This window comes from Mycobacterium sp. NS-7484, assembly GCF_001953975.1.
In the GTDB taxonomy this organism is placed as follows: Bacteria; Actinomycetota; Actinomycetes; order Mycobacteriales; family Mycobacteriaceae; genus Mycobacterium.
This window is the reverse complement of record NZ_MBEJ01000020.1, coordinates 1-19,167: the sequence shown is the minus strand read 5'-3', so window position 1 is coordinate 19,167 and position 19,167 is coordinate 1. Positions and strand designations below refer to the sequence as shown.

Sequence of the window (19,167 nt, the reverse complement as noted above, 5' to 3'; positions counted from 1 at the left end):
CAGCGCCGGGCAGCCGAGCGGGATCTCGACAGGGCGGTGGCCAATGTCTTGGCGCTGGGATCGTCCTATCCGCAACTGAATTCGTCGAGCAACTTTCTGAATCTGCAGGAGAACCTGGCCGACACCGAGAACAAGCTCGCGTTCGCCCGGCAGTACTACAACGACGCGGTGGCCACGCTCAACCGGCTCGTCGGCACGATCCCGTGGGTGTACCTGGCGCCGCTGGCCGGAGTCTCCGAGCGGGAGTACTACCAGGCGCCGCGTTAGGGAAGCGGCGGTCGGGCTCCCTAAACTGGTGCGGTGCGTCTTGTCTTTGCCGGAACTCCAGAGCCCGCCCTCCCGTCGTTGCAGCGGCTGATCGACTCGCCCCGTCACGATGTGGTCGCGGTGCTGACCCGGCCCGATGCCGCCGCCGGGCGGCGCGGCAAGCCCGCACCCTCACCCGTCGCGCAGCTGGCGCTCGAGAACGACATCCCGTTGCTCCGGCCGGCCAAGCCCAACTCCGACGAGTTCGTCGCCGAGCTGACCGAGCTGGCACCCGACTGCTGCGCCGTCGTCGCCTACGGCGCCCTGCTGAGCGAACGCCTGCTCGCCGTGCCCCGGCACGGCTGGATCAATCTGCACTTCTCCTTGCTGCCGGCCTGGCGCGGGGCGGCACCGGTGCAGGCCTCGCTGGCCGCCGGTGACGAGGTGACCGGCGCCACGACGTTCCTCATCGAGCCGGCGCTCGACTCGGGTCCGGTCTACGGGGTGGTCACCGAGCGGGTACGCGACGCCGACACGGCCGGCGAACTGCTTGGGCGGCTTGCTGATTCGGGCGCGGCGCTGCTGGAGTCGACGTTGGACGGTATTGCCGAGGGCGCGCTGACAGCCGTACCGCAGCCGGCCGACGGGGTGAGCCTAGCGCCCAAGATCACCGTGGAGTCCGCCCGCGTTCGGTGGGAGCTGCCGGCCCACGTCATCGACCGGCAGATCCGTGCCGTCACCCCGAATCCGGGTGCCTGGACCATGATCGGGGACCTACGCGTCAAGGTCGGTCCGGTCACGGTGGAGCCGTCGGACATTTCGTTGACCCCGGGGGAAATCCGCGTCGAACGCAATGCGGTGCTGGTCGGCACGGGCTCGCAGCCGGTGCGGCTCGGCCAGATCCAGCCACCGGGCAAGAAACTCATGAACGCCGCCGACTGGGCTCGCGGGGCGCGGCTCGACGAATCGGTGCGCGCATCATGAGCCGGCCGTCGAATCGCCCGAACCGTCCCCAGCAGAAGAACCGCCAACACCGCCGCACCCCGCTGGATCCGGCCCGCCGCGCCGCATTCGATGTGCTGCGCGCGGTTACCGAACGTGATTCCTACGCCAACCTGGCGCTGCCCGCGCTGCTGCGCGAGCGCGGCATCGAGGGCCGGGACGCCGCCTTCGCCACCGAGTTGACCTATGGCGCCTGCCGCACCCTGGGCCTGCTCGACGCCGTCATCGCCGCCGCGGCCGGCCGTCCGACCGAGCGGATCGACCCCGTGCTGCTCGATCTGCTGCGCCTGGGCGCCTACCAGCTGTTGCGGACCCGGGTCGAGCCGCATGCCGCGGTGTCCACCACCGTCGAACAGGCCGGTATCGAATTCGACACGGCCCGAGCCGGTTTCGTCAACGGTGTGCTGCGAACCATCTCCCGTAGCACCGAGCAGGAGTGGATGGAGCAGCTCGCGCCGCCGGCATCGACCGATCCGGTCGGCCACGCCGCATTCCTGCACGCCCACCCGCGCTGGATCGCCCAGGCCTTCACCGACGCACTCGGCGCCCGGGCCGGTGAGCTCGACGCCCTGCTGACCAGTGACGACGAGCGCCCTGTGGTGCACCTGGCGGCGCGACCCACGGCAATGACGGCAGCCGAGCTGGCCGAACAATCCGACGGCACCGTCGGCCGGTACTCGCCGTATGCGGTGTATCTGCCCGGTGGCGACCCCGGACAACTGGCGGCCGTGCGCGACGGTGCCGCCCAGGTGCAGGACGAGGGCAGCCAGCTGGTGGCGCGCGCCCTTACGCTGGCCGAACTCGACGGCCCGGACAACGGTCGCTGGCTCGACCTGTGCGCGGGCCCGGGCGGCAAGACCGCCCTGCTGGCCTCCATCGGTGCGGCTTCGGGCGCCCGGGTCACCGCGGTCGAGCCCGCACCGCGGCGTGCCGATCTGGTCGAGGAGAACACCCGCGGGCTCGACGTCGACGTCCGGCGCGTCGACGGCCGGGAATCCGGCCTGGAACCCGGCTTCGACCGCGTCTTGGTCGACGCTCCCTGCACCGGGCTGGGCGCATTGCGCCGACGCCCCGAAGCGCGGTGGCGACGCCGGCCCGGCGATGTCCCAGGGCTGGCGAAACTGCAGCGCGAGCTGCTCGCCGCGGCCATCGCGCTGACCCGCCCCGGCGGCGTCGTCCTCTACGCGACCTGTTCGCCACACCTGGCCGAGACGGTCGGGGTGGTGGCCGACGCCGTACGCCGGCATCCGGTGACCCAACTCGACACCCGGGAGCTGTTTGCCCCGGCCGAGGATCTCGGCGACGGACCGCACGTGCAGCTGTGGCCGCACCGGCACGGGACCGATGCGATGTTCGCGGCGGCTCTGAAAGTCGGGAAAGTAGGCTGACCGCCATGGCAGAACCCCGCGCACGCGAGGAGCGCAAGACTCCACTGATCGCCCCGTCCATCCTGTCCGCGGACTTCGCGAGGCTGTCCGATGAGGTCGCCGCGGTAGCTGGGGCCGACTGGCTGCATGTCGACGTGATGGACAACCACTTCGTGCCCAACCTCACGTTGGGTCTGCCGGTGGTGGAGTCCCTGCTCAAGGCGACCGACATCCCGATGGACTGCCATCTGATGATCGACCAACCCGAACGCTGGGCGCCGCCGTACGCCGAGGCCGGCGCCTACAACGTCACGTTCCATGCCGAGGCGACCGACAACCCGATCGGTGTGGCCCGCGACATCCGGGCCGCCGGTGCCAAGGCCGGGCTGTCGGTGAAACCGGGCACCCCGCTGGAGCCCTACCTGGAGATCCTCAAGGAGTTCGACACCCTCCTGGTGATGTCGGTCGAGCCCGGATTCGGTGGGCAGAAGTTCATTCCGGAGGTGCTGGCCAAGGTGAGTACCGCGCGCCGACTCGTCGATGCCGGTGAGCTGACCATCGTCGTCGAGATCGACGGCGGCATCAACGCCGACACCATCGAACAGGCCGCCGAGGCCGGTGTGGACTGCTTCGTCGCCGGTTCCGCGGTGTACAGCGCCGCCGATCCGGCCGCCGCCGTGAAATCCCTGCGCCGGCAGGCCGCCACCGCTTCCCGACATCTGACACTGTGACGCCCGAGGCCGCGATGCGGCTGGCCATCGAGCAGGCCGAACAGGTCAAAGGCACGACCTATCCCAATCCGCCGGTCGGAGCGGTGATCCTGGACGCCGACGGTCAGATCGCCGGTGTCGGCGCGACGCAACCGGTTGGCGGTCCGCACGCCGAGGTGGTCGCGTTGCAGGCGGCGGGGGACCGGGCCAAGGGCGGCGCCGCCGTCGTCACCTTGGAACCGTGCAATCACCACGGCCGCACCCCACCGTGCGTGGATGCGCTTCTGGCAGCCGGCATTTCGACGGTCACCTATGCGGTGTCCGACCCCAACCCGGCAGCGGCCGGCGGCGCCCAACGGCTCGTCGACGCGGGCGTCACCGTCAGCCCCGGTGCGCTCGCCGACGAGGTCGAGCAGGGTCCGTTGCGGGAATGGCTGCACAAGCAGCGCACCGGATTGCCGTATGTCACATGGAAATTCGCGACGAGTGTGGACGGTCGCAGCGCGGCCGCCGACGGTTCCAGCCAGTGGATCACCAGCGAGGCGGCGCGGGCCGACGTCCATCGCAAGCGGGCGGCGGCCGATGCGATCGTGGTCGGAACCGGCACGGTGTTCTTCGACGATCCGACATTGACGGCACGGAATGCCGACGGCACGTTGACAACTCATCAACCGCTACGGGTGGTGGTCGGCATGCGCGAGGTGTCCTCGGATGCCAATGTGCTCAACGACGATTCCCACACGATGCTCATCCGTACCCACGATCCGCACGAGGTGATGCGCTCGCTGGGGGATCGGACCGACGTGTTGCTGGAGGGCGGGCCGACGCTGGCCGGCGCGTTCCTGCGCGCGGGCGTGGTCAACCGGATCCTGGCCTATGTGGCACCGATTTTGCTGGGGGGCCCGATCACGGCGGTCGACGACATCGGCGTGCCCAGCATCACGCACGCTCAGCGGTGGCGATTCGACGGCATCACAGCGATCGGGCCGGATGTCCGACTGAGCCTCGTGCCCAACTGAGAGGCATCTCGCAGCAGACGGACAGTCCTGATTAGGGTGACCTAAGTTAGGCTCGTTGCATACCGCGCGGACGCGGCAGTGATCGGTACACTCGTACCAGAGCGCGTTCACTGCCGAATATGCGCCGGGTGAACACGAGCAAAGGACACGAGCATGACTGCACTGCAGGACTGGCTCCCCTTCCCGACATCAGCCTCGAGAACGATGGCGTCCCGAATGACCCCCCGCACGATCCGGGCGCTGGTGCGCGTCCCGTTACGCATGGCGCTGCCCGGTCGGCCGGTGCCGGCCGACCGGGAACCACGCTTGCTGAACCCTGGGATCGAACGCTGCTGAACTGATCAGCTCGAGCGGTGGCGTCCCGGCGGCTGATTCGGCAACTGAACCGGCTCGTCGCCGCTCTGGACCGGTAGAACCTCCGTCGCGGCGTACAGCTGCCCGGTGGAAAAATCGCGATCGTCATCGACGTCGTCAGTGGGCTCTGCATCCACCGCGTCGGCGTGCTCACGGCGGCCACTGATCAGCAGCCCCAACAGCGCCCCGACCACACAGACCACGGCCGCGATCTCGAAGATGTCGCCGTACATCATCACGTAGGCCTCGCGATACCGCACGGCCTGTGCGCTCAGTCGCTCGGCCAGCGTCATGGTGCGTGAGCTGTCGGCGGCGGCCAGGGTGGCCAGGTGCTGGTTGAACCGGTAGAAGCCCCAGGCCGACAGTGAGGCGATGCCGATGAGCATGCCGATCATGCGGGCCACCACCACGGCCGCCGACGCGATGCCGTGCTGCGCGTCGGGCACCACGCGCAGCGTCGCCGAGGTCAGGGGACCGATCACCAGCCCCAACCCCAGGCCCACGATCGCCAGATCGGTGTCGAGCGTCGGAAGGCTGAACAGCATCAGGTTGTGCCGGGCGGTCTCCACGTCGGCCGACCAGTGCGCCACCAGCAAGAAGCCACCGGCGGCGATCAGCAGACCGAGAAACGCGATGATCCGGTCGCCGACTCGAGTGGCCAGCCAGCCGCCGATCACCGCGCCGATCGGCAATGCGATCAGAAAGTGCAGCAGCAGGAACGCCGCCTGGTTCTGGTCTTTGCCGAGCACGCCCTGCCCGAACAGCTCGACGTTGACCAGGGTGACCATCAACGCCGCACCGGCACACAGCGAGGCCGCCAGCGCCGCCAGGAAGGGGCGGAAGTGGATGCCGGCCGGCTCGATGAGGCGGGTCTTGGCCACCTTCTCCCAGGCGAAGAACGCCACTGCGGCCACCAATGCGCCGATCAGTACCGGGAGGCCCCAGCTGGGCAGCACCTGCTTGCCGTCGGGTTCGGGGTTGTAGAGGCCGACGACGGCCAGCCCCAGCGCGATCGCCAGCAGCACCCCGCCGACCACGTCGACCTTCTCCGGTGGCTGGTCGCGGTCTCTGGACGGCAGGCTGAAGTGGATCAGCACCATCGCCAGCACGGCCAGCGGCACGTTGACCCAGAACACCGCCTGCCAGTGGTGGAACAACCAGACCAGCCCGATGCCGTACATCGGGCCCAGCACCGCGCCGAGTTCCTGCGCGGCACCGACCCCACCGAGAACCCCGGCCCGGTTACGGGCCGACCACAGGTCGGCGGCCAGGGCCAGTGTGACGGGCAGCAACGCGCCGCTGGCCGAACCCTGGATGACGCGCCCGATCACCAACGGAACCAGGTCGGTGGACAGTGCGGTGATCACCGAGCCGATCGCGAACCCGCCGAGGCCCACCTGGATGAGCATCTTGCGGCCGAACCGGTCCGAGGCCCGCCCCAGCAGCGGCATGGCGGCGATATACCCGAGCAGATAGCCGGTGATGATCGGCGTGACCTGCTGAATCTGGTTGATCGCGATGCCGACATCTCGCATGATGTCGACCATGATCGTGATCACCACATAGGTGTCGAGCGCGCCGAGCAGCACCGCCAGGCTGCCCGCGCCGATCGCGATCCGCCGATTCCCCCGGGAGGTCAGCGTCCCCGCGCCCTGCATCAGGAACCAGGCTTGGTGACGGTGACCTGCTTGCCCCAGTCCGACAGCGTCATGGTGATGCTGGTGTCGGGCTTGGGCTCGATCTTGGCCTGCAGCAGCGCATGGTCACCCTCTTCGGCGATCCAGGCGGTGGCCGGCACCTGCCCGCTGGCCTCCAACTGCGGTGCGATCTTGTTGACCGCGTCGGCGCTGACCGTGCCGGTCACCCGGACTCCTTCGGTGCCGTTGATCGACTCGCGGTCCTCGGCCTTGGCGTCGCTGAAATTCGCCAACAGGTTGGACAGACCCGTCTCGGGGTTCAGGATGGCCGACACGTCGTAGATGTCGGCGGCCGGACCGTAGGAGGACAGCGGGTCACCGGGGGTCAGCGCGGCGAACAGCTCACCGTCGGCGACGACGAACTTGGCGTCGGAGATCTTCTGACCCATGAAGTTGAGGTTCACCGTGCCCTGAGCGGCGACCGCGGGGGTGTTGGTGAGATCGCCTTCGAGCTTTTCGATCGGCAGCCGCTTGATCTCGCCGGTCACCCCCAGATTCAGGTGCACACTCTGGTAGGCCTTCGTGGTCGCCGAGGACTCCTGCAGCAGCGTGGCTGCATCGGGCAGGGGCTCGGTGGATTTCTCCGGTGACGACGAACAACCGGCGACCAGGGCGCCGGTGGCCAGGACGGTGGCGAGCAGGGACTGGACGGCGAAGCGTGGGCGCGTCTGCATGACTGCATAGTAGAGGTTGGTCGCGCACGGTTGTTTTATCTGAACGCATCCACCGCCGATCGGCCGAGGCTGATTCACCTGTCGGTCGTTTGCTGTCGAGGATGCGGTCCGACGATATTGCCGGCTGTCGTTGTCAATATCGGTGAAACGCGGTAATCGATTGTGCCGCAGCAGTTTTCATCGTCGACGGGGCTGAACCGGTGACGCTGACCGGCGCCCACCGAGCGGGCGGCGCATCGGCCTGTCCGGTGGCGTCTAACCTGGTGACGTGTTCACCGGAATCGTCGAAGAACTCGGTGAGGTCGTCGACAAACAGGACCTCAGCGATGCCGCCCGATTTGTCATCCGTGGTCCGGTGGTGACCGCCGATGCCCGCCATGGCGATTCGATAGCGGTCAACGGCGTGTGCCTGACCGTGGTCGAGGTATTGGCCGACGGCAGCTTCAGTACCGATGTCATGGCCGAGACGCTGACCAGGTCGAGCTTGGCCGCGCTGTCCGCCGGGTCGGCGGTGAACCTGGAGCGCGCGGCCGCGGTCAACAGCCGGCTGGGCGGTCACATCGTGCAGGGGCACGTCGACGGCACGGGCCAGGTGGTGGCCCGTACGCCGTCGGAGCACTGGCAGGTGGTCCGCATCTCGATGCCGGCGACGCTGTCGCGGTACCTGGTGGAAAAGGGCTCGATCACCGTCGACGGCATCTCGCTGACGGTGTCGGCGCTGGGCCGCGACGATTCCGGTGACTGGTTCGAGGTGTCACTGATCCCGACCACGCTGGCGTCGACCACGTTGGGCGAGGCCGCGGTGGGCACCCCGGTCAACCTCGAGGTCGACGTCATCGCCAAGTACGTCGAACGGCTGTTGAGTCACCGGGACTGACCCTTCTGCCTCGGCTGCCGGTGCCCTGACCAGAACGAATGTCGTCCGCGTCACATCCACGCGGGGCTACGGGGATCATTTGGCCGCAGCCCATGGTTCATACTGGAGTCGGCACCTGGTCCCGCGTCGGGGCCGGGAATTCGAACAGGCAAGGTGGCACAGATGACCAGGCTCGATTCCGTCGAGAGGGCGATAGCCGATATCGCGGCGGGCAAAGCCGTGGTGGTGATCGACGACGAGGACCGCGAGAACGAGGGCGATCTCATCTTCGCGGCCGAGAAGGCCACCCCCGAGCTGGTTGCGTTCATGGTCCGCTACACCTCCGGTTACCTGTGCGTGCCGCTGGACGGCGAGATCTGCGATCGGTTGGGCCTGTTGCCGATGTACGCGGTCAACCAGGACAAGCACGGCACCGCCTACACCGTCACGGTGGACGCGAGAAAAGATGTGGGAACAGGCATCTCGGCGTCGGACCGGGCCACCACGATGCGTGCCCTGGCCGATCCGTCGACCGTTCCCGACGACTTCACCAAGCCCGGCCACGTGGTTCCGCTGCGCGCCAAGGACGGTGGCGTGCTGCGTCGCCCGGGACACACCGAGGCTGCCGTCGACCTGGCCCGGCTGGCCGGGCTGCAGCCCGCCGGCGCGATCTGCGAGATCGTCAGCCAGAAGGACGAAGGCGACATGGCGCGCACCGACGAGCTGCGGGTCTTCGCCGACGATCACGACCTGGCCTTGATCTCGATCGCCGATCTGATCGAGTGGCGGCGCAAGCACGAAAAGCACATCGAGCGCATCGCCGAGGCGCGGATCCCCACCCGGCACGGTGAGTTCGTGGCGGTGGGCTACAAGAGCATCTACGAGGACGTCGAGCACGTTGCGCTGGTGCGCGGCGATATCTCCGGACCGGCCTCCGACGGTCACGATGTCCTGGTGCGGGTGCACTCCGAATGTCTGACCGGCGACGTGTTCGGCTCGCGGCGCTGCGACTGCGGCCCGCAGCTGGATGCAGCGATGGCGATGGTGGCGCGGGAAGGCCGCGGCGTCGTTCTCTACATGCGTGGGCACGAGGGCCGCGGTATCGGCCTGATGCACAAGCTGCAGGCCTATCAGTTGCAGGACGCCGGCGAAGACACCGTCGACGCGAACCTCAAGCTCGGGCTGCCTGCCGACGCGCGCGATTACGGCATCGGGGCGCAGATCCTGGTTGATCTCGGTATCCGTTCCATGCGGCTGCTGACCAACAACCCGGCCAAGCGGGTCGGCCTGGACGGCTACGGGCTGCACATCATCGAGCGGGTTCCGTTGCCGGTGCGGGCGAATTCGGAGAACATCCGCTACCTGATGACCAAGCGCGACCGGATGGGCCACGACCTCATCGGGTTGGAAGATTATGACGAAGCGGTGAGCATGGACGACTACGACGAGGCGGTGTACCTGCTGGGTGACCGCAGGCCGTCCGGCACGACCGATTCGGGTTCGAGCCTGTGAGCGGTCACGGAGTCCCGGATCTGCCCCAGGTCGACGCGTCGGATGTGAAACTGGCAATCGTGGCCAGCACCTGGCACACCACCATCTGCGACGCGTTGCTGGATGGCGCGCGCAAGGTCGCCACCGCGGCCGGGATCGCCGAACCGACGGTGGTGCGTGTGCTCGGCGCCATCGAAATCCCCGTGGTGGCACAGGCTTTGGCGGCGACGCACGACGCGGTGGTGGCGTTGGGCGTGGTGATCCGCGGTCAGACCCCGCATTTCGACTACGTCTGCGATGCGGTGACGCAGGGCTTGACCCGCGTCTCGTTGGATGCGGCGACCCCGGTCGCCAACGGTGTGCTGACCACCAACAACGAGGAGCAGGCCCTGGACCGGGCAGGCCTGGCGGATTCCAGCGAGGACAAGGGCGCGCAGGCCGCGGCCGCCGCCCTGTCCACGGCGCTGACGTTGCGAGAGCTGCGCGCCGACGCGTGACGCACAGATGACCGATAAGAAGACCGACGACGGCTGGGATGTTGACATCCGGCCGTATCGCACACCGTTATTCGCGTATGGCGCGGCACTGATCATCTTCGCCGCGCATGTCGCGGTCGGTGTGTTGTTGAAGGTGGGTTCCACCGGAGTGGTGTTCCAGACCTCCGACCAGGTGGCCATCGCACTCCTGGGGGCGATCATCGCGTGCGTGGTGCTGATGTTCGCCCGGCCGCGGCTGCGGGTTGGTCCGGCCGGGATGGCTGTGCGGAACCTGGTGAGCTTCAAGGTGATTCCCTGGTCCGAGGTGGTCGGCGTCGAGTTCCCGGCCGGGGCCCGCTGGGCCCGGCTCGATCTGCCCGACGACGAGTACATCCCGTTGATGGCGATCCAGGCGATCGACAAGGAGCGGGCCGTGGCGGCCATGGACGACGTTCGCGAGCTGATCGAGCGTTACCGTCCCCAAACCGGGTGATACCGACCGGTCAACCGGCGTCGCCGAGCACCATGCCCTCCCGCCGCGGGTCGGCGCCACCGATCCAGCCCGACGTCGTGCGCACCAGCGCCGACAGCCCGCTGGACTGATCGTCCAGTGACACCTGGTGTCCGAGTGCCCGCAGACCTTCGACCAGTTGATCGCGGTCACCGTTGGCAACCGTGTCGACCGACGGATGTTCCCCGCCGACGTTGGTGACGGGCGTGTTGGCCGCACCGAAGTCGATCATGGACACCGCCTGCTGTGGGTCCAAATTCCAATCCATGATGCCGACAAGGCTTTTCACCACGAATTGGACGATGACCGCACCGCCGGGGGAACCCAGCACCGCATACACCGGCCCACGCTTCGGGCCTGCCATGTCGAACACCAGGGTGGGTGCCATGGTGCTGCGCGGACGCTTGCCGGGTTGGACCCGGTTGGGGATCGGATGCCCTTCCAGGCTGGTCGGCTCGGCGGAGAAGTCGGTGAGCTGGTTGTTGAGCAGGAATCCGTCGACCATGTGGAAGGAGCCGAAGGCGGATTCGATGGTGGTGGTCAGTGACGCCGCATTGCCGAAGCTGTCGATCACGCTGATCTGGCTGGTGCCGTGCTCGGGAGCCGGCGGCACGGTGATCGGTGGGGCGAAGTCCCCGGGTGCGGCCACACCCATCGTGTGTGCCCGGGAGATCAGTGCGGCCCGGCCGGTGAGGTAGGCGCCGTTGAGGAGGGTGTAGGCCGACCCACCGGGCAACGGCACGAAATCGGTGTCGGCGACGTAGCGATCTCGGTCGGCGTAGGCGAGCCGTTCGGCCTCTGAGATCAGATGTACCCCCGTCACCGACGGGTGACCGCCGTTGAGGTCGAGCCGGGTGGGTTTGTAGTCGCTCATCGGGAAGTGCTCAAGGATGCCGAGGGTGGCTGCCACCGCGATGCCTCCCGAGGACGGCGGTGGCATGCCGCAGATCTCGCGTCCGCGGTAGCTGGTACACACCGGGTCGCGTTCTTTGGCCCGGTAGCCGGCGAGGTCCTGCTCGGTCATGGCGCTGGGCGTGCGGCCGCCGGCGGTGTCGGTGGCGGCGGCCACGATCGCCCGGGCGATGTCGCCGGTATAGAACGCCTGAGCTCCTTCGGATGCGATGGCGCCCAGTGTTTTTGCATAGGCCGGATTCGTCATGCGGGTGCCCACCGGCTTCGGGCTGCCGTCGGGGTTGAGGAAATACTCACCGGCGGTCGGATCCAGCCGGAGTTGCGGTGCGGCGTCCTCGATCGCCGCTGCCAGGCGTGGACTCACGTCGAATCCACGGTCGGCGATCGACACGGCGGGATCGAACAGGTCGCGCCAGGCCTTCTTGCCGAACTGGCGATGGACGTCGTCGAGCAGGCGCACGATGCCCGGCACTCCGATGGATCGGCCCGACGAGCGCGCGTCGGGTTGGGGCGGCGTGCGGTCGGTGTCGGACACCCAGCGCAGGTAGTTCTCGGTGGCTGCGGCCGGTGCGGTTTCGCGGCCGTCAAACGCATGTAGCGCGTTGCCCGCCGCGTCGTAGTACAGCAGGAAGCCGCCCCCGCCGATGCCGGATGCCTGCGGTTCGACGAGACCGAGCACGGCCTGCGCGGTCACCAGGGCGTCGGCAGCCGTCCCGCCGTCGCGCAGCACTTTGCAGGCGGCTTCGGATGCCAGGGGATTGGCGGTGGCCACCATATAGGTGGCGGTACGTACGGCCGTCATGTCGCTGCGGTAGCCGGTGCCGATCTCGGGTTTGGTGGCCAGATCGCGGGTGGGCTGCGGCGTCGGCAGCAGGGCCGGGGCCGCGGGAGGGGGCTTTGCTGTCGGCGTGCCGTTGGACAGCATCTGGCACGGCACGGCGCCGGTCCCCGCCGGGCGCTCGCTGCCGCCGGCGCATCCGGCAAGGATCACTGCGACGACACTGAGCAGGGCGATGACCGCACGCGTAGACGCCAGCAACCGCACAGTTCGACGGTAGCGGAGTTCAGTCGGATCGCGGCAGTAACCTGGAAACCGTGCCCGATCCAGCGACGTACCGGCCGGCGCCCGGATCGATACCTGTGGAGCCTGGCGTATACCGGTTCCGTGACCCGCACGGTCGGGTCATCTACGTCGGCAAGGCCAAGAGTCTCCGCAGCCGTCTGACGTCGTACTTCGCCGACATCGCGAGCCTGGCGCCGCGTACCCGGCAGATGGTGATGACGGCCGGCAGCGTCGAGTGGACGGTGGTCACCACCGAGGTCGAGGCGCTGCAGCTGGAGTACAACTGGATCAAGGAGTTCGATCCACGCTTCAACATCCGCTACCGCGACGACAAGACGTATCCGGTGTTGGCGGTCACACTCAACGAGGAGTATCCGCGTCTGATGGTGTACCGCGGGCCGCGCCGCAAGGGAGTCCGCTATTTCGGCCCCTATTCGCACGCCTGGGCCATCCGCGAGACGCTCGACCTGCTCACCCGAGTTTTCCCGGCCAGAACCTGCTCGGCTGGAGTGTTCAAGCGCCACAAGCAGATCGATCGTCCATGCCTGCTCGGCTACATCGACAAATGCTCGGCACCGTGCATCGGCCGGGTCAGTGCCGAGGAGCACCGGCGGATCGTGTTGGACTTCTGCGACTTCCTGGCCGGCAAAACCGACCGGCTGGCCCGCGACATGGAGCAGCAGATGACGGCGGCCGCCGAGGCGTTGGACTTCGAGCGGGCCGCCCGGTTGCGTGACGACATCGCGGCGCTCAAGCGGGCGCTGGAGAAACAGGCCGTGGTGCTCGGCGACGGCACCGATGCCGACGTGGTGGCATTCGCCGACGACGATCTCGAGGCGGCCGTGCAGGTGTTCCACGTGCGGGGTGGCCGGGTGCGTGGGCAACGTGGCTGGATCGTCGAGAAGTCTTCGGAGCCGGAGGCGACCGGTGATTCGGAGCCGGAGGCGACCGGTGATTCGGAGCCGGAGGCGACCGGTGATTCGGGTCCAGAGCAATCCGGGCGACAACAATTGGTCGAGCAATTCCTCACCCAGTTCTACGGCGAGCAGGCCGAACTCGGCGGTGCGGCCGACGAGGCCACCAATCCAGTGCCGCGGGAGGTCCTGGTGCCGGTGCTGCCGCCGAATGCCGACGAACTGGCGGCGTGGCTGTCGGGACTTCGCGGTTCGCGGGTAAGCCTGCGGGTGCCCCTGCGTGGCGACAAACGCACCTTGGCCGAGACCGTGCAGCGCAACGCGCGGGAGGCGCTGGCCCAGCACAAGCTGAAGCGCGCCGGTGACTTCAACGCGAGATCCGAAGCACTGCAGAGCATTCAGGACAACCTAGGGCTGGCCGACGCTCCGCTGCGGATCGAATGCGTCGATATCAGCCATGTGCAGGGCACCGATGTGGTGGCCTCGCTCGTGGTGTTCGAGGACGGTCTTCCGCGCAAGTCGGATTACCGGCATTACGCGATCCGGGAGGCCGCCGGTGACGGCCGCTCCGATGACGTCGCGTCGATCGCGGAGGTGACGCGCCGGCGATTTTTGCGGCACGTGGCCGACAGCCAACCCGACCCGAGCGCTGAACAACGTCCGCGCCGGTTCGCCTATCCACCCAACCTGTTCGTAGTGGACGGCGGTGCACCTCAGGTGAATGCGGCCTCGGCAGTGCTCGAGGAGTTGGGCGTCACGGACGTCGCGGTGATCGGATTGGCCAAGCGGTTGGAAGAGGTGTGGGTGCCGGGGGAGCCCGATCCGGTGATCTTTCCCCGCAACAGTGAAGGGCTGTATCTGCTGCAGCGGGTGCGCGACGAGGCGCACCGATTCGCGATCAGCTACCACCGCAGCAAACGGTCCAAGAGGATGACGGCGTCGGCGCTGGATTCGGTGCGTGGGTTGGGCGAGCAGCGACGTAAGGCGTTGGTGATGCATTTCGGTTCGGTGGCCCGGCTCAAAGAGGCCACGGTCGAGGAGATCACCGCGGTGCCGGGGATCGGGGTGGCGACGGCGAGGGCGGTCCTGGCTGCGCTCGGCGGCGAGCCGCCAAGTGTGCCGAGCGGCGAGCCGCCAGTTGAAAATGGTGATCGGCTAAGTGAGACCAGCGTCGGACTGGGCGTTTCAGGGACGCCCGCAACGGATGTCGAGGATGATCGACGCAGGGTGTCGGGATGACGGATGACGGAGACATGAGCAGCCAGGCGGATCGCGCATGAATGAACACCTGCGCGAGAGCGGGATTGTCGGTGGTGCAGACGCAGACTCGGATATCGACGTGGTGTTGGTCACCGGCCTGTCTGGAGCGGGCCGTGGCACCGCCGCCAAGGTGTTGGAGGATCTCGGCTGGTACGTCGCCGACAATCTCCCGCCGGAGCTGATCGCGCGCATGGTCGAGCTGGGCTTGGCTGCCGGATCACGGATCACCCAGTTGGCCGTGGTGATGGATGTGCGCTCGCGTGGCTTCACCGGAGACCTGGACTGGGTCCGCAATGAGCTGGCGGCCAGGAGCATCACGCCGCGGGTGTTGTTCCTCGAGGCCTCCGACGACATTCTGGTGCGTCGCTACGAGCAGAACCGGCGGAGTCACCCGCTGCAGGGCACACAGACCCTGGCCGAAGGCATCGCCGCCGAGCGTGTGTTGTTGGCACCGGTTCGCGCGGCGGCCGATCTGGTGATCGACACCTCGGCACTGCCGGTGCCGGCGTTGCGGGAGAGCATCGAGCGGGCGTTCGGCGGTGAGACGGTGTCCTACACGAACGTCACCGTGGAGTCTTTCGGCTACAAATACGGACTGCCGATGGATGCCGACACGGTGATGGATGTGCGGTTCCTACCGAACCCACACTGGGTCGACGAGTTACGTCCGCACACCGGCCAGCATGCGGATGTGCGCGACTACGTGCTCGGCCAACCGGGCGCCAGAGAGTTTCTCGACACCTACCATCGTCTGTTGGACGTGGTGATCGCCGGATACCGCCGGGAGGGGAAGCGTTATATGACCGTCGCCATCGGGTGCACCGGCGGCAAACATCGCAGCGTGGCGATTGCCGAGGCGCTGGCGGAACGGTTGCAGGGCGGTGACGGGCTGACGGTGCACGTGTTGCACCGGGATCTGGGTCGCGAATGACCGCCCGCATCGTCGCCCTCGGCGGAGGGCATGGTCTGTACGCCACGTTGTCGGCCGCCCGCAGGCTGAGCCCGCATGTGACGGCCGTGGTGACGGTGGCCGATGACGGGGGCTCATCGGGGCGGTTGCGCAGCGAACTCGATGTCGTGCCTCCCGGTGACTTGCGAATGGCCTTGGCGGCGTTGGCCTCTGACAGCCCCCACGGGCGGCTGTGGGCGACCATCATCCAGCACCGGTTCGGAGGCAGCGGGGCATTGGCCGGTCACCCGATCGGCAATCTGATGTTGGCGGGTCTCAGCGAGGTGCTGGCCGATCCGGTCGCCGCGCTCGACGAGCTGGGCCGCATTCTCGGCGTCAAGGGCCGGGTGCTGCCGATGTGTCCGATCGCACTGCAGATCGAGGCCGATGTCGCGGGTCTGGAAACCGATCCCAGGATGAGCCGGGTGATCCGCGGTCAGGTGGCGATCGCCACCACGGTGGGCAAGGTGCGTCGGGTCCGGCTGCTGCCGGGCGATCCGCCGGCCACCCGGCAGGCCGTGGAGGCCATCATGGCCGCCGATCTCGTGGTGCTCGGCCCCGGTTCGTGGTTCACCAGTGTGATTCCGCACGTTCTGGTGCCGCAGTTGGCGGCGGCGTTGCGTTCGACGACGGCGCGCCGCGCACTCGTGCTGAACCTGGCGGCAGAACCCGGCGAGACGGCAGGGTTTTCGGCGGAGCGCCACATTCATGTGCTGGCCCAGCATGCACCCGATTTCAGCGTGCATGACATCATCGTCGATGCCAGCCGGGTGCCGAGCGACCGGGAACGGGAGCAACTCAGCCGCACCGCCAACATTCTCAACGCTCGCGTGGAGTTTGCTGACGTGTCTCGACCTGGTACACCTTTACATGACCCGGCGAAATTGGCCGCGGTGCTGGAGGGCGTCCGGTTGCGTGCGTCGACACCTGGGCGGGCCGTGCCAGAATCGACCGTTCCCACACCGGCTCCGAGGTCGGTCGATGTCGCACATCGGGAACCGGCGCCGAACACACCGAGAGGGGACAATCCGTGGCGATGACAGCCGAGGTGAAAGACGAGCTGAGTCGCCTCGTAGTCAACTCGGTGAGCGCACGCCGCGCGGAGGTGGCCTCGCTGCTGCGCTTTGCCGGTGGTCTGCACATCGTCGCGGGTCGCGTGGTGGTGGAAGCCGAGGTGGATCTCGGCATCATCGCACGGCGGCTCCGCAAGGACATCTACGACCTGTACGGCTACAACGCGGTGGTGCATGTGCTGTCCGCCAGCGGTATCCGCAAGAACACACGTTATGTGGTGCGGGTGGCCGCGGACGGCGAGGCGCTGGCCCGGCAGACCGGCCTGCTCGATCTGCGCGGCCGGCCGGTGCGTGGCCTGCCCGCGCAGGTGGTCGGCGGCAGCGTCGGCGATGCCGAGGCCGCCTGGCGCGGAGCGTTTCTCGCCCACGGCTCGTTGACCGAGCCGGGACGCTCGTCGGCGCTGGAGGTCAGCTGCCCCGGTCCGGAGGCGGCGTTGGCCCTCGTCGGTGCGGCCCGCCGGCTCGGGGTGAGCGCCAAGGCGCGTGAAGTCCGCGGCAGTGACCGGGTCGTGGTGCGCGACGGCGAGGCGATCGGTGCACTGCTGACCCGGATGGGGGCGCAGGACACCCGGTTGACGTGGGAGGAGCGGCGCATGCGCCGCGAGGTCCGCGCGACCGCCAACCGACTGGCCAATTTCGACGACGCGAACCTGCGCCGATCCGCGCGCGCCGCGGTGGCCGCGGCCGCCCGGGTGGAACGCGCGCTGGACATCCTGGGCGACGGGGTACCTGACCATCTGGCCGCCGCCGGCAAGCTGCGGGTCGAACACCGTCAGGCCTCACTGGAGGAGTTGGGCCGGCTCGCAGATCCGCCGATGACGAAAGATGCTGTGGCCGGCCGGATTCGACGTCTGCTGTCGATGGCCGATCGGAAGGCGAAGCAGGAGGGGCTTCCCGACACCGAGTCGGCGGTCACCCCGGATCTGCTCGACGACGCCTGAACGCCTGTCGTGACGGGCATTGTCAACTAGCGAAATCCAATGCTGTCAAATCCTTTTGGCGGTTCCGCGGTATCAGCTGTGTAGTGGATAGCTGCGGTATTCGGGCTCCGGCGGCCCGAATTCGATGGCGTTGTCGTCGAGGCCGTTGGTGATCGTGATCCGGTCGTGGGCGAAGCCGAAACTGACCGCGACCATATCGCTGGCGAAGTCGGTTTCGCTGCCGCTCCACACGAGAAGTTCGACGGTGTGAAGCTGTTGTCCGTGAAAGGCTGCAAGCCGTAGACATGCGTCGTCTCGCCACGCCAGGGAGATGTCCTTCGGGTCCTCGCCATAGGCGATCGGCTCACTGGGGTCGATGCTGTTCCAGGTGATGGACAGATCGTCGACTTTCTGGTGGGTGAGCTCTACCTGCTCGCCCTCGAAGTCGAACAAGACCGGCCAGTCGGCGTACCACTCATCGCGGACGTGGTTCCAGACCAGCCAGCTGTTGGTGAGGCGGCGACCGACCTGTGCGTGCAATCGAAGCCCGTGGGCACGGGCAATCGTGTGACGCCCGGTGAGCCATTGCGGCTGGTACCCCCGAATCCCTAAGTACGACATCCGCCGATTATCCCGAGCGGCCGCTGGACAGGCTCTTGAATATTTCGGATAGCGATCACTATCCGAAATTGCAGATAACGGTTACTATCTGAAATATGGTCGACGATCGACGTGACGACGAAGCGGCGCCGGTGCGCCGGACGCGGGCCGAGAACCAGGCCCGAACCCGGGCGGCACTCTTGGACGCGGCCGCCCAGACCTGCGCCAGAAAGGGCTACGCCGCGGCGTCGGTCGACGAGATCGCCGCGGCCGCGGGGTATTCGGTCGGTGCCGTGTATTCCAACTTCTCCAGCAAGGAGCAGATGTTCTCCGAGCTGATGAATGAGCGTGCCTCCGGTCGGCTTGACCAGGTGACCCAGTCCCTCTCCGAGAACGACGACGGTCCATTGACCGCTTTGGGTCGGGTGCTCGTCGAGATCGCGGACAACGACATCGAATTCGAGGCGATCCAGGCGGAGTTCTGGCTGCACGCCGTGCGCAACCCCGACGCCATGCAGATCCTGCGAGAGCGGTCGGCCCGCACGCTGGCCTCGCTGCGCGAAATCCTTGCCGCCGCACTGGAGCGCAACAACATCGACGACAGCGTCTCGGTGGACGGATTCGCCGTGGTGGTGCTCGCGCTGTTCCAGGGCCTGATCCGGCAACGGCGTATCGACCCGGACCGGGTCCCGGAGGAACTGTTCGGCCAGGCGCTGGCCTGGCAGTTGGCCGGTATGCCCAAGAAAGACAAGGAATAACCGCGATGGATCCGATCCGGATCGGGCTCTACGCCATGCCCGCCTTCTTCGTCCTCATGGCGGTCGAGTTCCTCAGTTACCGCTTCGACAAAGACGATGATCCGCGGCCCCGGGCCGGCATCTCCTGGCGGGACACCGGCACCAACCTCTCGATCTATGTGCTGGGATTCATCCTGCGGCCGTTGGACAAATTCATCGCGGTCCCGATGGTCGCGATCGCGGCATCCGTGACCCCGCTGCACCTCTCGGCATCGCACTGGTGGGTCTGGGTGCTGGCCATCGTGCTGGCCGATCTGGCCTACTACCTGCAACACC

At 67.6% G+C, this 19,167-nt stretch carries 18 protein-coding genes and 1 pseudogene; 15 read left to right on the top strand and 4 right to left on the bottom strand.

Annotation, left to right across the window (positions count from 1 at the left end; all coding sequences use genetic code 11):
• The 5 genes from A5733_RS04545 to ribD form a co-directional block, all read left to right on the top strand.
• A partial coding sequence (locus A5733_RS04545; protein ID WP_142253803.1) for a LemA family protein occupies positions 1–267 on the top strand: 267 nt, incomplete at its 5' end.
• Between the two features lie 33 nt (positions 268–300).
• Positions 301–1,230 (top strand): methionyl-tRNA formyltransferase, encoded by a 930-nt coding sequence (gene fmt / locus A5733_RS04540; RefSeq protein ID WP_076239253.1) that lies wholly within the window; start codon positions 301–303, stop codon positions 1,228–1,230.
• On the top strand, positions 1,227–2,636 hold the full coding sequence (locus A5733_RS04535; RefSeq protein WP_076239252.1) for an RsmB/NOP family class I SAM-dependent RNA methyltransferase: 1,410 nt from the start codon (positions 1,227–1,229) through the stop codon (positions 2,634–2,636). The genes fmt and A5733_RS04535 overlap by 4 nt, the downstream gene beginning before the upstream one ends.
• Positions 2,637–2,641: 5 nt before the next feature.
• Entirely contained in the window at positions 2,642–3,346 is a 705-nt protein-coding gene (gene rpe / locus A5733_RS04530) for a ribulose-phosphate 3-epimerase (RefSeq protein WP_076239251.1), read from the top strand.
• A gap of 14 nt (positions 3,347–3,360) precedes the next feature.
• The gene (ribD, locus tag A5733_RS04525; protein ID WP_067763782.1) at positions 3,361–4,344 is read left to right on the top strand and encodes a bifunctional diaminohydroxyphosphoribosylaminopyrimidine deaminase/5-amino-6-(5-phosphoribosylamino)uracil reductase RibD; all 984 of its coding nucleotides are present in this window, start codon (positions 3,361–3,363) and stop codon (positions 4,342–4,344) included.
• A gap of 341 nt (positions 4,345–4,685) precedes the next feature.
• On the opposite strand, the gene A5733_RS04520 is transcribed toward ribD, so the two are convergent.
• The gene (locus tag A5733_RS04520) at positions 4,686–6,356 is read right to left on the bottom strand and encodes an MFS transporter (RefSeq protein ID WP_067763749.1); all 1,671 of its coding nucleotides are present in this window, start codon (positions 6,354–6,356) and stop codon (positions 4,686–4,688) included.
• On the bottom strand, positions 6,356–7,069 hold the full coding sequence (locus tag A5733_RS04515; RefSeq protein WP_067763746.1) for an LppX_LprAFG lipoprotein: 714 nt from the start codon (positions 7,067–7,069) through the stop codon (positions 6,356–6,358). Before A5733_RS04515 ends, A5733_RS04520 begins: the two co-directional genes overlap by 1 nt.
• Before the next feature lie 268 nt (positions 7,070–7,337).
• Between A5733_RS04515 and A5733_RS04510 the strand changes: the two genes are divergently transcribed.
• The 4 genes from A5733_RS04510 to A5733_RS04495 all read left to right on the top strand — a co-directional run bounded on the left by A5733_RS04510 (position 7,338) and on the right by A5733_RS04495 (position 10,385).
• A complete protein-coding gene (locus tag A5733_RS04510) occupies positions 7,338–7,946 on the top strand; it encodes a riboflavin synthase (protein WP_076239250.1) in 609 nt (202 codons plus the stop codon).
• Positions 7,947–8,108: 162 nt separating this feature from the next.
• Positions 8,109–9,437, top strand: coding sequence for a bifunctional 3,4-dihydroxy-2-butanone-4-phosphate synthase/GTP cyclohydrolase II (locus tag A5733_RS04505; RefSeq protein WP_067763740.1), 1,329 nt, complete (start codon positions 8,109–8,111; stop codon positions 9,435–9,437).
• On the top strand, positions 9,434–9,913 hold the full coding sequence (gene ribH, locus A5733_RS04500) for a 6,7-dimethyl-8-ribityllumazine synthase (RefSeq protein ID WP_076239249.1): 480 nt from the start codon (positions 9,434–9,436) through the stop codon (positions 9,911–9,913). The genes A5733_RS04505 and ribH overlap by 4 nt, the downstream gene beginning before the upstream one ends.
• Before the next feature lie 7 nt (positions 9,914–9,920).
• Entirely contained in the window at positions 9,921–10,385 is a 465-nt protein-coding gene (locus A5733_RS04495; RefSeq protein ID WP_076239248.1) for a PH domain-containing protein, read from the top strand.
• Between the two features lie 10 nt (positions 10,386–10,395).
• Here A5733_RS04495 and ggt read toward each other — a convergent pair whose 3' ends face one another.
• Positions 10,396–12,360, bottom strand: coding sequence for a gamma-glutamyltransferase (gene ggt, locus A5733_RS04490; RefSeq protein WP_083665998.1), 1,965 nt, complete (start codon positions 12,358–12,360; stop codon positions 10,396–10,398).
• Between the two features lie 50 nt (positions 12,361–12,410).
• Between ggt and uvrC the strand changes: the two genes are divergently transcribed.
• Genes uvrC through whiA form a run of 4 tightly spaced genes read left to right on the top strand, consistent with a single transcriptional unit; the run spans position 12,411 to position 17,515 of the window.
• Positions 12,411–14,531: an excinuclease ABC subunit UvrC gene (gene uvrC, locus A5733_RS04480; protein ID WP_076239247.1), complete on the top strand. Its 2,121-nt coding sequence runs from the start codon at positions 12,411–12,413 to the stop codon at positions 14,529–14,531.
• Positions 14,532–14,568: 37 nt separating this feature from the next.
• Positions 14,569–15,483: an RNase adapter RapZ gene (gene rapZ / locus A5733_RS04475; RefSeq protein WP_067763734.1), complete on the top strand. Its 915-nt coding sequence runs from the start codon at positions 14,569–14,571 to the stop codon at positions 15,481–15,483.
• Complete coding sequence (yvcK, locus tag A5733_RS04470; protein ID WP_076239246.1) at positions 15,480–16,541, top strand: uridine diphosphate-N-acetylglucosamine-binding protein YvcK; 1,062 nt, start codon at positions 15,480–15,482, stop codon at positions 16,539–16,541. The genes rapZ and yvcK overlap by 4 nt, the downstream gene beginning before the upstream one ends.
• Entirely contained in the window at positions 16,538–17,515 is a 978-nt protein-coding gene (gene whiA / locus A5733_RS04465; protein WP_080596716.1) for a DNA-binding protein WhiA, read from the top strand. The genes yvcK and whiA overlap by 4 nt, the downstream gene beginning before the upstream one ends.
• 72 nt (positions 17,516–17,587) lie before the next feature.
• Here the strand turns inward: whiA and A5733_RS04460 are convergent, their stop codons facing one another.
• Positions 17,588–18,115, bottom strand: a complete 528-nt coding sequence (locus A5733_RS04460) for a hypothetical protein (RefSeq protein WP_076239245.1) — start codon at positions 18,113–18,115, stop codon at positions 17,588–17,590.
• Positions 18,116–18,210: 95 nt separating this feature from the next.
• On the opposite strand from A5733_RS04460, the gene A5733_RS04455 reads away from it, so the two are divergent.
• The gene (locus tag A5733_RS04455; RefSeq protein ID WP_076239244.1) at positions 18,211–18,852 is read left to right on the top strand and encodes a TetR family transcriptional regulator; all 642 of its coding nucleotides are present in this window, start codon (positions 18,211–18,213) and stop codon (positions 18,850–18,852) included.
• Between the two features lie 5 nt (positions 18,853–18,857).
• Positions 18,858–19,167 (top strand): annotated as a pseudogene (locus A5733_RS04450) (sterol desaturase family protein); the annotation flags it as partial.

Coding starts and splice junctions, on each gene's coding strand:
- A5733_RS04515 (WP_067763746.1), bottom strand. CDS start 7,069: ATGCAGACGCGCCCACGCTTCGCCGTCCAGTCCCTGCTCGCCACCGTC.
- A5733_RS04520 (WP_067763749.1), bottom strand. CDS start 6,356: ATGCAGGGCGCGGGGACGCTGACCTCCCGGGGGAATCGGCGGATCGCG.
- A5733_RS04505 (WP_067763740.1), top strand. CDS start 8,109: ATGACCAGGCTCGATTCCGTCGAGAGGGCGATAGCCGATATCGCGGCG.
- A5733_RS04455 (WP_076239244.1), top strand. CDS start 18,211: ATGGTCGACGATCGACGTGACGACGAAGCGGCGCCGGTGCGCCGGACG.
- A5733_RS04535 (WP_076239252.1), top strand. CDS start 1,227: ATGAGCCGGCCGTCGAATCGCCCGAACCGTCCCCAGCAGAAGAACCGC.
- whiA (WP_080596716.1), top strand. CDS start 16,538: ATGACAGCCGAGGTGAAAGACGAGCTGAGTCGCCTCGTAGTCAACTCG.
- yvcK (WP_076239246.1), top strand. CDS start 15,480: ATGACCGCCCGCATCGTCGCCCTCGGCGGAGGGCATGGTCTGTACGCC.
- rapZ (WP_067763734.1), top strand. CDS start 14,569: ATGAATGAACACCTGCGCGAGAGCGGGATTGTCGGTGGTGCAGACGCA.
- A5733_RS04495 (WP_076239248.1), top strand. CDS start 9,921: ATGACCGATAAGAAGACCGACGACGGCTGGGATGTTGACATCCGGCCG.
- rpe (WP_076239251.1), top strand. CDS start 2,642: ATGGCAGAACCCCGCGCACGCGAGGAGCGCAAGACTCCACTGATCGCC.
- ribD (WP_067763782.1), top strand. CDS start 3,361: ATGCGGCTGGCCATCGAGCAGGCCGAACAGGTCAAAGGCACGACCTAT.
- A5733_RS04460 (WP_076239245.1), bottom strand. CDS start 18,115: ATGTCGTACTTAGGGATTCGGGGGTACCAGCCGCAATGGCTCACCGGG.